Consider the following 12,759-nt stretch of genomic DNA (forward strand, 5'->3'; position numbering starts at 1 on the left):
TATTATAATATTGTAAGTCTTATTGCTTTTTTTAGTTCATCAATATATTTTTCTCTTTCAAAGTACAGCCTTTCAGCTTCCTTTAATGTAATCTGTTTAAATTTAATTTTACTATTAGGTTTTAGTTGAACTATTTTTTGAATATCTACAGAAACTACGTGAGCTATTTTAGGATATCCTCCTGTAGTTTGCCTATCTGCTAATAAAATAATAGGGTTACCGTCAGGTGGAATTTGAATAGTCCCAACAGAAACTTCTTCAGATATCATTTCCAATCTTTCTTTAAGTTCTATTTTTTCTCCACATAAACGATATCCCATTCTATCTGATTTATTATCTACATTAAACTCTGAATTAAAAAATTTATTTATACTTTCATCAGAAATATTATCAAATTGCCTGTCTTTAAAAACTCTAATAATTGTGCTATTGATATTTTCTACTGTTGAATCCCCAATATACCAACTGGGAGCTGCAAACTCACCTTTTTGAGTTATCTCTTGTAGCTTTTCTATTATTTTAATAGCTGCTACACTTTTAGTACCAATATTTAATATATCTCCCTTTTTCAAAGGCCTTCCATTAAAGCCTCCAAATTGTGCTCTTAAATATGTACTTTTACTTTCCATAACTTCTGGAACGGCAAAGCCGCCTGCTATAGCTAAATAAGAACGACATCCAGCTATACACGCTCCAAAATTTAATACACAGTCTTCCTTTAAATAAACTGGTCTTCCCATTGGAATTTTCTTTCCATTAATAGTAGGTGAAATATTTCCACCTGTTATAGAAATTAAGGCTCCCTTTTCTAACTCTAATGAGGGGCCAATCATTGTAATTTCCAAAACACCTTCATTTTCATCATTTCCAACTGCAATGTTTGCAATTCTCATAGCATAAACATCCATAGCACCGCTAACTATAACCCCATATTTTTGATATCCATGTCTTCCTAAATCTTGAATAGTTGACTGCAGTCCTGGATTTAAAACAGATATACTCACTATTCTTCCTCCTTTAACTGTACATATTCTTCATAAGAAATAGGATAAAACTTAACTATATCTCCTGCCTTTAAAAGGCTTTTAGAATTTCTCTTTAAATCAAATAATTTTAATGGTGTCTTTCCTATAAGCTGCCAACCCCCAGGAGTTTCTATAGGATATACCCCTGTCTGCATTCCAGCAATACCAACTGAACCTGCTGGTATTGCTATTCTTGGAGATTCACGCCTTGGAGCCGCAATTTTTTCAGACATTCCACCCAAGTATGGAAAGCCTGGAGCAAAACCAATCATATAAACTAGATATTTTCCTTCAGAATGAATTTTTATAACCTCATCTACAGTAATATTATTTATTTTTGCAACTTGCTCAATATCTTGTCCCAATTCACCGCCATAGCACACTGGAATTTCAACTATATGTTCTTCATCTTCTAAAGAAAAATCAAGTTTAGATATTATATTATCCAAAATAACTTTTACCACTTCATAAGGGGATTCACTCTTCATATCCAATGGATTATAAATGACAGAAACACTTGTAAAAGCTGGTACATACTCTACCATTCCATAAAAAGGTTTATCATCAAGATAAGTGCAAAATGTTCTTACTTTTTTATTTATATCCTCACTAATTTCCCTTCCAAACTCAACCAAAGCTGCTGTTTCACTTATTTGAGAAATTTTAGCTTTAAACTTGCTTTTTTCCATATCCATGTTTCACCCCTTTAGACCTTTTTCCTAATTTTATTTATTTTTCATTATCCCTATATAATATTTAAGCTAATTCTCTGTAAACTCTTTGAACTCTTTTCCCTATACCGCAGACAAACTCATAATTAAAGCTTCCAGCCATATTAGCTAATTCCTCAACATAAATAATATTATCTCCATCTTTCCCAACTAAAGTTACTTCATCTTCAATCTTCACATTATCTATATGTGTAACATCCACCATCATTTGATCCATGCAAATCCTTCCTATAATTGGTGCATATTTACCATGTATCAATACTCTTCCCTTTGAAGAAAGAGCTCTAGGATATCCATCAGCATACCCTACAGAAAGAGTTGCTATCTTTGTTTCATTTTTTGTAATATAGGTTTTCCCATAACTTACTCCATAACCTGCATCAACTATATTTACATTTATCACATGGGTTTTCCATTGAAGCGCTGGTTTTAATGCAATAGCATTTTTATTAACTTCTTCAGATGGATATAATCCATAAGTAATTATTCCAGACCTGACCATATCAAAGCGATGATGATCAAATTCCATAATTCCAGCACTATTACACATATGCTTAATAGGAATATTTATATCTCTTTCTTCTAGTAAAGCTACAAATTTATCATATTTGCTTATTTGCAATTTACTATAACCTTTATCAGCTTCATCTGCTGTAGCAAAATGAGTAAACAAACCTTCAACTACTAAATTTGAAAAAGTTAAAATCTCCTGAACTGCTGCTATTCCATTTTCATTTGCAGCAAATCCTATTCTAGTCATACCAGTATCTAGAGCAATATGAACTTTTGCTTCTTTTTTGCATATTGCTCCTGCCTTTGACATTTCCTTAGCCATTTCAGTATTATACACAGTTTGAGTAATATTATTTTTGACTACTTCTATATATTGACTAGGTGAGGTATATCCGAGAATTAATATAGGTAATTCTATTCCAGCTTGACGCAATTCTAGAGCTTCCTCTAAAGTAGCTACACCATAATAATCCACTTCACTTTTAAGAAAATTACCTAAGGCAGCAGCGCCATGTCCATATCCATCAGCCTTAATTATTGCCATAATCTTCACATTTTTTTCTATTCGTTTTTTTGCTTCATTTATATTATGCAAAATAGCCTCTAAATCTATTTTTGCATAAGTTCTAAAATATTCTCCCATAAAAAAGCCTTCTTTATTATATATTAATATATTTTGTGTAGTGGAATGATTTCTATATTTTCTTCTTCAAGGCTAAGCTTAATTTTTTTTACAAATTCCAATGCCTTAGCTCCATCTCCATGGACACATATAGAATCCACTTTAATTGGTATATCTTTACCTGTAATAGCTGTAACCTTGTTTTCTTTTATCATCTTAATAACTCTTTTAATAGCAACTTCTTCATCTGTAATCATCGCTCCTTCTTTAGTCCTCGCAACCAAAGATCCATCTTCTTCATAAGCACGATCAGCAAAGGCCTCTCTTGCTACTTTTAATCCAATATTTTGTGCGGCATTTATCATTTCACTTCCAGATAATGCAAGTAAAATCAGTTCAGGATTCACTTCATATATACCTTCACAAATAGCTTCAGCAAGTTTTAAATCCTTTCCCGCCATATTATATAAAGCCCCATGTGGTTTTACATGCTGCATTTTAACTCCTTGGGCTCTACAAAAAGAATCTAAAGCACCAATTTGATATTGCACCATAGCTTTAGCTTCTTTTGGAGATACATTCATATTTCTTCTTCCAAAGCCCACTAAATCAGGAAAGCCAGGATGAGCACCAATACTAACGCCAGCTGCCTTAGCTAGTTTTACTGTATAGTCCATTACAAGCGGATCTGCTGCATGAAATCCACAGGCTATGTTAGCAGAAGATATATATGAAATCACTTCTTCATCCAAACCAAGTTTATAGCTTCCAAAGCTTTCTCCTAAATCACAATTTAAATCTACTTTATACATAATTACCCCCGTTTGATCAGTTATGAGTTAAGCCTCTTAACTGAATTTAATGTCTATATTTTTAGTATCCGTTATAAGCATATGGCCAGGAGAATGTGTAATCACTATTTTAGGTCTAACATTCATAACCACAGATTGTGGTGTCACACCACAGGGCCAAAATACTGGAACTTCTCCTTCTTTTATTTTAACACTATCTCCAAAATCGGGCTTGCTAATGTCTGAAATTCCAATAACAGAAGGTTCTCCTATATGAATTGGTGTTCCATGAACCTTCGGCATTGCTCCAGTGACCATTACTGATTTAACAATTTGATCATAGGGAATAGGTCTCATGCTTACAACCATTTTTCCATTAAAGATCCCCGCTGGTTCACACTCTATATTGGTTATAAACATTGGCACGTTACAGTTTTCTTCTATATGCCTTACAGGTACTCCAGCCTCTAAAAGCTCTGATTCAAATGAAAAACTGCAACCTATTAAAAAGCTCACAAAATCGTCTCTCCATAAATGCTCAACACTAGTATATTCACCAGTTAATATTCCATCTTCATAAACTCTATATTTAGGTATATCCTTAGCTATATCTGCATCTTCTGCAATATATCTTAAACTTCTGCTTCCCACATCACTAACTTCTAATATAGGACAAGCTTTTGGATTTCTTTGGCTAAATAATAGAAAATCATAGGCTAACTCCTTTGGCAAGATAACCAAATTAGCTTGTGCATATCCAGCACACATTCCTGAAGTTGTTCCTGTAATTTTGCCTTCACGTATTAAATTTCGAACTTCACTCGGTTTCATCTTAGAATAATCCATAATTATCCCCTTCCTAATACTTATTCCTATATCACTACTTGCAAATCATTCCATGTGGGCAGCCCCTACACAACATTTTCATAGAAACCTAATTCAATAACTTTATCAAACCAAGTAGCACAGGTATCTTCTAATTTAATAGAATAAGATACACATTCTCTCATTAAATTAACTATTGAAAGATTCATTGATAATCCAAATCCATCTATAGCAGGTACAAGCCATCCATACATATCTATCATTCCGCTTCTTGAAGCTACAACCATTGCTTCTTCTTGTAACTCTTTTGTATGCAGTATTTCTAAATCTTTCTTTAAATAAGCAATTGCTGCAATTAATCCATAACAGCCCCAGTCAGAAACTGTTGCAGTAATAATATTGTCTGCTTTTGTAGCTACTGCAATTCCACCATTACATCCACAATTACATTTTCCTTTAGCTGCATATGGAATATACTCTTCTAAATGTTCACTAATAGTTCCCATACCAATTTCATTTCCAAGATCTCCTATTGCTATATTAAGAACACCCTTGTCCTGTAATTTAGTAAATAAAATATCTTGTTTTGCCTCTAATTCAGTTACATTTAGTCCTACTGCATTATGATAAACACCAATTGAATTTGCTCCTGGACACTCAATACTAATAACAGCACTTGGTAATCCCTTAGCTATGATTTCATCAGCCTGCTTGGCAGCTACATTTTCATCCTTTGTAAATGGTATAGCTGCAATAGATATAGGATATTCTTTTAATTCCTCTATGCTATCATATAAGTGGACTCCTATTACTTGCGCTAAATTTTTTACAGCCTCCATATTATCTTCAGGACATATTATTACAGGTTTGACATTAAAAGCTTTAACTAAAGCTCTAGCTAATATCATAGAGCTAACAATTCCATCCATCTCAGCCTTTTTAAAAGGAAGAAGTACAAAACCAGTCATTATATAGACTAAGTCGCCATCTTTTAAGGTGTTCACCAATTTTTTTGCTGCATTTGTAGTTAAAGGCTCTTTTGTATACTCTCTTGCTGCAGAATATAAAATGCGGCATACACCATATCCCCTAGGGTCTAAATTCATTAAATTATCTAAATTCTCTCCCAAATTAAATATTGTTAATTCTTGTTGATTCATATTCTACCTCCTATTCTGTTTTTGTTTCTTCTAAGAACTCATTTAACAATGCATCTTGTAATTTCTTTACAAGCTCTGGTGCTTTTCCCCCTACAGGTATTCCATCTATTTCACTGGTTGCCATACAAAATTGACCTGAACTAGTAACTATAACTTCATCTGCCTCCATTAATTCCTTCAAGGTAAATGCTGTTTCATCTACAGGAATATTAAAGGATTTACACATTTTAATAAGGTGAGCTCTTGCTATACCTGGTAAAATTAAATTGTCTGTTGGAGCAGTTTTTAATATACCATCCTTAATAATTGATACATTGCTATGTGCACATTCAGTTACTCTATTCCCTCTATGAAATACAGCTTCCTGACATCCTGCCTCTTCAGTTTTTTGAGATGCAATTACACTTGGTAATAAATTTAAGGTTTTGATATTACAGTGTAAAAATCTAGTGTCTTCTAAAGTGATTAACTTTAATTTTTGTGACATATCCTTAATATTTAAAGGCTTTAACATAATCCATAGATTTGCAGGGACCTCATCTCCAGGAAAAGCATGATTTCTCATTCCAGTTCCTCTAGTAATTTGCCAATATACAAATTGTTCTCCTGAATCAACCTTTAATACCATCTCCTTAAGGATTTCTTTTACTTGCTCCTTTGAATAAGGAATTTTAATTCCTAATAAACCAGCGCTGTTGTAAAATCTTTCAATATGCTCCTCCAATGCAAAAATCTTGTGATTTCTGCTATAAGTAGCATCATAAACTCCATCTCCAAAATAGCAAACACGATCAAGCATTGGTACTGTCATTTCCTCTAATAATCCAAACTTTCCATTATAATAACCTAAATTCTCCATTGTATTTTCCTCCTAAAATTCTTAAAATAAAAAACCAGACATATTTTAGACCTTTGAATTTGACTTCTTCGTCTAAAGTATATCTGGTTTTTCTTTGAAACTAATACTATATTCATATAGTATATCTCACAGAAATATTTTTCAATATTTTTTAAAATTCCAGTTAATTTTATTGTTATTTGCTGTATTACCAAAATTTTTTCTTATATTTTAAAAAATTCAATTATAAACCTCAAATTTTTAATATGCCTATTTACTCTTCTACCTCTGGTATTACACTAAATGTATTTTTTATATTTTTTAAAACAAAATGCGTTTTAGTTGCTGATACTCCTTCTATACTTTTTATTGCACGATGAATTTTCTCAAGATGATCAGATGATTGACAAATTATTTTAAGCATAAAATCATAATCTCCAGTTAAATAATAACATGAAACAATATTATCATTGCCTTTAATTGCTGAAGTAAATTTATCATAGAACTTTGGATGTTCAAGACTAACTTCCATCAAAGCACACACATCATTATCTAACTTTTTTTGATCTACTATAATGGTATAATTTTGAATCACCTTATTTTTCTCCATTTTATGTATGCGCTCAAGAACTGCTGAAACTGATAAATGAATTTCATTACTTATAGAGGCTGCTCTAATTCTGGCATTTGATTTCAAACACTTTAATATTTTGTAATCCATTTTATCCATAAATATCTCCTTAGTTAAGAATTCATTCTTAACTTAATATATTCTTTAATATATCTAACACAATTTTCAATTCCTAATTTACTAGTATCAAAAGATAAATCATAATTTTTTACGTTTTCCCACTTGTTTCCCGTGTGGTAATAATAGTATCCTCTTCTATACTTATTCAATTTCTTAATTTGCTTAGCAGCCTCTTTTTCTGAAATACACAAACTTTCCATTTGATGTTTAATACAATACTCATTAGATGCATGAATAAAAATCTTAAATACATTTAGATTATCCTTTAAAATATAATCTGCACAACGCCCTATTACAACATAAGATTCTCTTTCTGCTAATTCCCGCAGTATCTTAGCTTGATAATTAAATAAATTATCATTTGAAGTAAAATCATTACTTTCTGGTGGAATCAATTCACCTTCATATACCTTCTTTGACACCATATATAGTAAACTACTTTTAACATGCTCATCTGCATTTGCAAATAGTGATTCATTAATCCCACTATCATCTGATGCTAAACGTAATAATTCTCTATCATACATATTAATCTCTAGATCCTTTGAAATCATTTTACCTATTGTTGTTCCACCACTTCCACAAGTTCTTGTGATTGCAATTACAAACCTATCCATATTGCCTCCCCCTTTATTTAATAGTGTAAATTACTTTTTTATTTTTTCATAACTTACTTTACACTATCATTTCATATGACCATCCTTTTATTCTCCTAAGTATGCTTTTCTAACAGAATCGTCATGTAATAAATCTTGTGCTAATCCTTCTAATACAACACTACCTGTTTCTAAAACATAACCTCTATCAGCTATTTGAAGTGCAGCATTTGCATTTTGCTCTACTAAAAGAATTGTTGTTCCAGCTTTACGGATGTTTTTTATTATTTCAAATATTTCTTCAACTACAATAGGAGCAAGACCCATTGATGGTTCATCAAGCAATAATAATTTAGGTTTTGCCATTAACGCTCTCCCTATTGCAAGCATTTGCTGCTCACCACCTGACATAGTTCCTGCAAGCTGCTTTCTTCTTTCCTTTACTCTTGGAAACAATGTAAATACCTCTTCCATTGATACTTTAATTTCAGATTTACTCTTTCTTAAATAAGCTCCTAATAAAAGATTTTCTTCTATTGTCTGATCACCAAATACTCTTCTTCCTTCTGGAACTTGGCTAAGACCATAAGATACTATCTTGTGTGCTCCAATATTGCTAATCATTTTGCCGTCATAAGTGATTTCACCAGATTTAATTGGATTTAAACCGCTAATTGCTCTGAGTGTACTAGTCTTCCCAGCACCATTAGCTCCAATTAAAGTTACAATTTCTCCATTATTTACTTCTAAACTCAAATCGTGAATCGCATGAATTGCACCATAAGATATATTAATATTTTCTACTTTTAACATATTATTGTGCCGCCCCCTTTCCTAAATACGCTTCAATTACTTGTGGATTTTTTTGAATTTCTTTTGGAATTCCTTTAGCAATAATTTCACCAAAAGAAAGTACATAAATGTATTCACATACATTCATTACAAGTTTCATATCATGTTCGATAAGTAAAATAGATATTTTAAACTCATTTTTTATCCAGCGAATAAGTTCAGTAAGTTCCACTGTTTCTTGAGGATTCATACCAGCGGCTGGCTCATCAAGAAGTAAAAGCTTAGGTTTAGCTGCTAATGCTCTAGCTATTTCTAATCTTCTTTGTTTACCATAAGGGAGATTACTCGCAAGCTCATCTGCACTATCATCTAATTTAAAAATTTTTAATATTTCTAAAGCCTCTTGCTTCATTTTTTGTTCCTCGTAAATATGAGCTGGAGTCTTAATAATAGATGTAAACAAACTAGATTTTGCTTGAAAGTTAAAACTAATCATAACATTTTCAAGTACAGTTAATTCAGTGAAAAGTCTAATATTCTGAAATGTTCTAGCAATATGCTTTGATGTAATATCATAAGGTTTAGTTCCATCAATACGTTCACCATTTAATTGTATTTTTCCTTCTGTTGGTTTATATACACCAGTAAGCATATTAAAAAGAGTTGTTTTACCTGCACCATTTGGACCTATAAGACCAATTAATTGATGTTCCCCAATTTCCATATTTACATCAGAAACGGCAGTAAGACCACCAAATTTTATTGTTAATTTTTCTACTGAAAGTAAAGACATACTACTCACCAGCCTTTTCGTCTTGAACTATATTTTTTGTAGAGTCTTTTCCAAATTTCTTAAAAAATTTTATTATATTATCTACTGTAATTTCCCTTGTTCCAAGAATACCTTGTGGACGGAAAATCATCATGAGCACAAGCATAACAGCATATATTAAAATACGATATGTCTTAAATACCTCACTAAGTCCTCTTAGACATTCAGGTAAATAAATAAGAATTGAAGTTCCAATTACAGTTCCTGATAAACTTCCCATTCCACCAAGTACTACATAAGTTATTAACTCAATTGACTTTGAAAATGCAAAGCTTGCTGGATCAATAAAAGAATTAAAGTGTGCATATAAGCCCCCAGCAAGACCAGCCATACTGCTACCTATAATAAATGCAATCATCTTGTATTTAGTAGAATTTATTCCCATAGCTTCTGCTGCTATTTCATCTTCTCTAATTGACATAATTGCTCTACCTTTTGAAGAATGAATTAAATTTTTTAGTATTGCATAACAAAGTGCTACACCTATTAATACTATTAAGAAAGAAGTGCTTCCTGGTATTCCTGAAATCCCTCTAGCACCACCAACATAATCTACATTTTGAATTACTACCTTTACTATTTCTCCAAACCCTAAGGTACAAATAGCTAAATAATCCCCTTTAAGTCTTAATATTGGATATCCAATTAGCGCTGCTAAAATTCCAGCTAATATGATTCCTACAAGTAAGGCAATTGGAAAGGGCATATTAAAATTTTTAGTCATTATTGCAGATCCATATGCTCCTATTGACATAAAAGCAGCATGTCCCATAGTAAATTGACCAGTAAACCCTAATATAAGATTAAGACCTAAGGCTGCAATTAAAAAAATACCAATTTGTTTCATAATTCTAAGTATATAATCACCAATTATTCCTTGGTTTACAAGAAACATTAGAAACACATAAATTAATGCAAGGACAACTGTTGTAATCATATATCTAGTGTATGTGGTTTTAACCAGGCTTAAGCTTGTACTATTTTCATTTTTGCTTATCTTATTTATCATTTTCATCACCTACACCTTCACATTGTTTTTCTTACCAAATAAACCTGTTGGTTTTACAATAAGAATTATAATTAAAATTGAAAAAGCAATTGCATCTGATAATCCTGAACTAATATATACCTTTGATAAAGTCTCAATAAGTCCCATTGCAAGTCCACCAAACATGGCCCCTGGTATAATTCCAATGCCTCCAAGAACAGCAGCTACGAAAGATTTAAGTCCTGGCATAACACCCATAGCAGGCTCAAGTCTAGGATATAGCATACCAACAAGTACACCAGCTGTGGCAGCTAGCGCTGAACCTAAAGCAAAAGTTAAAGAAATTACTCTATTAATATTTATTCCCATTAATGCTGCTGCATCTCTATCATAAGAAGTTGCTCTCATTGCTCTACCTGTTCTAGTTTTATTTACAAGGTATTGTAATGCAACACATAATATAATAGTAATAGCAAGTGCTATTATTTGAAGATTACTTATTGTTATTGCTCCAATTTTATAAGAAATTAAAGGAATTACTTCTGGAAAATTTCTAGTATTTGGACCTGCAACAAAATCAGCTTTTACAAAGTTTTGTAATATAAGTTCCATTCCCATTGTGGTTATTAACAATGTTACATTAGGTGAATTTCTAAGTGGTTTATAAGCAATTCTTTCAATTAACATACCTAAGACAGCACATGAAACCATAGAAAAAATCAAACTTGGAATAAATCCAAGACCTAATACAGTTGCTGCAAAGTAACCTAAGAAAGCACCAACCATATAAATATCACAGTGAGCAAAATTAATTAATTTAATAATTCCATATACCATAGTGTAGCCAATAGCTATTAATGCATATACACTACCTAGGCATATACCATTTACAATTTGTTGTAATAAAGTACTCATGTACACCTCTCCTTTATAAAAGGCTATATCTCTAGGTCTACTTAAATTACAGCTTACCCCATTAATATAGCCGCTAAACAATAAAATTTAATTTTCTTTAGAATTATTTAACCTCAGTTTCAAATTCAAATTGTCCTTTTACAACTTTATTAATAACTACACTCTTAATTGGGTTATGTTTATCATCGAATTTATAATGTGTGGTTCCACAATCTGCATCTAACTTAGCCATTGCATCTTTAATAGCATTTTCATCTGTGCTGCCTGCTTTTTTAATTGCTTCTGCTAAAATGTATACTGAATCATAACTAAGTACTGAGAATGCACTAGGATCACCATTATATTCTTTTTTGTAATTTTCAACGAACTTTTTAATTGATGCATTATCTGATTTTAACGATAAGTGATCTGTAAAGTAAGATCCTTCAATTGCATCTCCTCCAACTTTTACAAGACCTGGATCACTCCATGAATCACTACCTAAGAATGGTGCCTTTATACCAATTTCTCTTGCTTGTTTTGCAATTAATCCAACAGTTGAGTAGTTATCTGGAAGATAAATTACATCCACATTTAATTCTTTTATTTCAGTTAAAAATGCTTTGAAATCACTTTCTCCTGCATTGTAAGTTTTTTCATATGCTACAGTCCCCCCTGCCGCTTCAAAGTTTTTCTTAAATTCTTTTGAAATACCTACACAATAATCATTACCAATATCATAAAGCATTGCTACTTTTTTAGCTTTTAAATTTTCTGACGCGAATTTTGCACCAACTTGACCTTGTAATGGATCTATAAAACATGCTCTAAATACATAATCTCCACCTTCAGTAGTAACTTTCTCATTTGTTGACCCCGGAGTAATCATAACTACTTTTGAATCTTTTGCAACTGCTGCCATTGGAATTGAACATTTACTTGCATATGTTCCGACTACTGCCGAAACTTTATCTTGCGTAATTAACTTTGTAATGGCATTTGGCGCTGTTGCTGCTTGATTTTGATCGTCTTCTGAAACAAGCTCTAACTTTTTACCAAGAACTCCACCAGCATCATTTATTTCTTTTATTGCAAGTTTAGATCCGTTTTCCATTGCTGCACCCAAAGCTGGAACATCACCAGTTAATGGAAATACTCCTCCGATCTTAATTGTATCTCCACTAGCTGCACTTCCCCCATTTGAACTTACTTTAGCTGTCTCACTACACCCCATAAACATTGTTGCTGTCATTGCTAATACAGTTACTACCCCCAATATTCTTTTGAAAAATGTCTTTTTAATCATAAATATCTCCTCCAAATTTTCAATTTTTTTATTTAATACTAGTCCTGTTTTATACAAAAAAAGCGCCTATAAAATCTTCCTTGATTTTATAGACG

Annotated in this window: 14 protein-coding genes; all 14 read right to left on the reverse strand. The window is 32.0% G+C overall.

The genetic code is table 11. The features are described 5' to 3' along the window. Positions 1-2: 2 nt before the first annotated feature. The 14 genes from AXY43_RS01765 to AXY43_RS01830 all read right to left on the reverse strand — a co-directional run bounded on the left by AXY43_RS01765 (position 3) and on the right by AXY43_RS01830 (position 12,664). Complete coding sequence (locus AXY43_RS01765) at positions 3-1,004, reverse strand: biotin-dependent carboxyltransferase family protein (protein WP_105410858.1); 1,002 nt, start codon at positions 1,002-1,004, stop codon at positions 3-5. Further along, on the reverse strand, positions 1,004-1,714 hold the full coding sequence (pxpB, locus tag AXY43_RS01770; RefSeq protein ID WP_087702135.1) for a 5-oxoprolinase subunit PxpB: 711 nt from the start codon (positions 1,712-1,714) through the stop codon (positions 1,004-1,006). Before pxpB ends, AXY43_RS01765 begins: the two co-directional genes overlap by 1 nt. A 67-nt stretch (positions 1,715-1,781) precedes the next feature. After that, positions 1,782-2,912, reverse strand: coding sequence for an alanine racemase (gene alr, locus AXY43_RS01775; protein ID WP_105410859.1), 1,131 nt, complete (start codon positions 2,910-2,912; stop codon positions 1,782-1,784). A gap of 23 nt (positions 2,913-2,935) precedes the next feature. Next, positions 2,936-3,703: a LamB/YcsF family protein gene (locus AXY43_RS01780; protein ID WP_105410860.1), complete on the reverse strand. Its 768-nt coding sequence runs from the start codon at positions 3,701-3,703 to the stop codon at positions 2,936-2,938. A 36-nt stretch (positions 3,704-3,739) separates the two neighbouring features. Next, entirely contained in the window at positions 3,740-4,528 is a 789-nt protein-coding gene (locus tag AXY43_RS01785; protein WP_105410861.1) for a putative hydro-lyase, read from the reverse strand. Positions 4,529-4,593: 65 nt separating this feature from the next. Beyond that, a complete protein-coding gene (locus AXY43_RS01790; protein WP_105410862.1) occupies positions 4,594-5,667 on the reverse strand; it encodes a DUF4392 domain-containing protein in 1,074 nt (357 codons plus the stop codon). 10 nt (positions 5,668-5,677) lie between these two features. Continuing rightward, complete coding sequence (locus tag AXY43_RS01795) at positions 5,678-6,526, reverse strand: D-amino acid aminotransferase (protein WP_105410863.1); 849 nt, start codon at positions 6,524-6,526, stop codon at positions 5,678-5,680. Positions 6,527-6,779: 253 nt separating this feature from the next. After that, the gene (locus AXY43_RS01800; RefSeq protein ID WP_023975451.1) at positions 6,780-7,235 is read right to left on the reverse strand and encodes an Lrp/AsnC family transcriptional regulator; all 456 of its coding nucleotides are present in this window, start codon (positions 7,233-7,235) and stop codon (positions 6,780-6,782) included. Positions 7,236-7,249: 14 nt separating this feature from the next. After that, positions 7,250-7,873, reverse strand: a complete 624-nt coding sequence (locus AXY43_RS01805; RefSeq protein ID WP_105410864.1) for an AAA family ATPase — start codon at positions 7,871-7,873, stop codon at positions 7,250-7,252. 87 nt (positions 7,874-7,960) lie between these two features. Beyond that, positions 7,961-8,665 (reverse strand): ABC transporter ATP-binding protein, encoded by a 705-nt coding sequence (locus tag AXY43_RS01810; RefSeq protein ID WP_012058971.1) that lies wholly within the window; start codon positions 8,663-8,665, stop codon positions 7,961-7,963. Position 8,666: 1 nt separating this feature from the next. Beyond that, on the reverse strand, positions 8,667-9,437 hold the full coding sequence (locus tag AXY43_RS01815; RefSeq protein WP_012058972.1) for an ABC transporter ATP-binding protein: 771 nt from the start codon (positions 9,435-9,437) through the stop codon (positions 8,667-8,669). Between the two features lies 1 nt (position 9,438). Then, positions 9,439-10,485 (reverse strand): branched-chain amino acid ABC transporter permease, encoded by a 1,047-nt coding sequence (locus AXY43_RS01820; RefSeq protein ID WP_105412485.1) that lies wholly within the window; start codon positions 10,483-10,485, stop codon positions 9,439-9,441. Positions 10,486-10,494: 9 nt separating this feature from the next. Beyond that, positions 10,495-11,379 carry a branched-chain amino acid ABC transporter permease gene (locus AXY43_RS01825; protein ID WP_012058974.1) on the reverse strand — a complete coding sequence of 295 codons (885 nt, stop codon included), beginning with the start codon at positions 11,377-11,379 and terminating at the stop codon, positions 10,495-10,497. Between the two features lie 103 nt (positions 11,380-11,482). Beyond that, positions 11,483-12,664 carry an ABC transporter substrate-binding protein gene (locus tag AXY43_RS01830; protein ID WP_012058975.1) on the reverse strand — a complete coding sequence of 394 codons (1,182 nt, stop codon included), beginning with the start codon at positions 12,662-12,664 and terminating at the stop codon, positions 11,483-11,485. Between the last annotated feature and the right edge of the window lie 95 nt (positions 12,665-12,759).

This window comes from Clostridium sp. MF28, from assembly GCF_002969175.1.
In the GTDB taxonomy this organism is placed as follows: Bacteria; Bacillota; Clostridia; order Clostridiales; family Clostridiaceae; genus Clostridium; species Clostridium beijerinckii.

Excerpts from the sequence above, each read along its gene's own strand:
- AXY43_RS01785 (WP_105410861.1), bottom strand. The coding sequence starts at position 4,528 with ATGGATTATTCTAAGATGAAACCGAGTGAAGTTCGAAATTTAATACGT.
- AXY43_RS01800 (WP_023975451.1), bottom strand. The coding sequence starts at position 7,235 with ATGGATAAAATGGATTACAAAATATTAAAGTGTTTGAAATCAAATGCC.
- AXY43_RS01830 (WP_012058975.1), bottom strand. The coding sequence starts at position 12,664 with ATGATTAAAAAGACATTTTTCAAAAGAATATTGGGGGTAGTAACTGTA.
- AXY43_RS01820 (WP_105412485.1), bottom strand. The coding sequence starts at position 10,485 with ATGATAAATAAGATAAGCAAAAATGAAAATAGTACAAGCTTAAGCCTG.
- AXY43_RS01795 (WP_105410863.1), bottom strand. The coding sequence starts at position 6,526 with ATGGAGAATTTAGGTTATTATAATGGAAAGTTTGGATTATTAGAGGAA.
- AXY43_RS01805 (WP_105410864.1), bottom strand. The coding sequence starts at position 7,873 with ATGGATAGGTTTGTAATTGCAATCACAAGAACTTGTGGAAGTGGTGGA.
- AXY43_RS01815 (WP_012058972.1), bottom strand. The coding sequence starts at position 9,437 with ATGTCTTTACTTTCAGTAGAAAAATTAACAATAAAATTTGGTGGTCTT.
- alr (WP_105410859.1), bottom strand. The coding sequence starts at position 2,912 with ATGGGAGAATATTTTAGAACTTATGCAAAAATAGATTTAGAGGCTATT.
- pxpB (WP_087702135.1), bottom strand. The coding sequence starts at position 1,714 with ATGGAAAAAAGCAAGTTTAAAGCTAAAATTTCTCAAATAAGTGAAACA.
- AXY43_RS01790 (WP_105410862.1), bottom strand. The coding sequence starts at position 5,667 with ATGAATCAACAAGAATTAACAATATTTAATTTGGGAGAGAATTTAGAT.
- AXY43_RS01810 (WP_012058971.1), bottom strand. The coding sequence starts at position 8,665 with ATGTTAAAAGTAGAAAATATTAATATATCTTATGGTGCAATTCATGCG.
- AXY43_RS01825 (WP_012058974.1), bottom strand. The coding sequence starts at position 11,379 with ATGAGTACTTTATTACAACAAATTGTAAATGGTATATGCCTAGGTAGT.
- AXY43_RS01780 (WP_105410860.1), bottom strand. The coding sequence starts at position 3,703 with ATGTATAAAGTAGATTTAAATTGTGATTTAGGAGAAAGCTTTGGAAGC.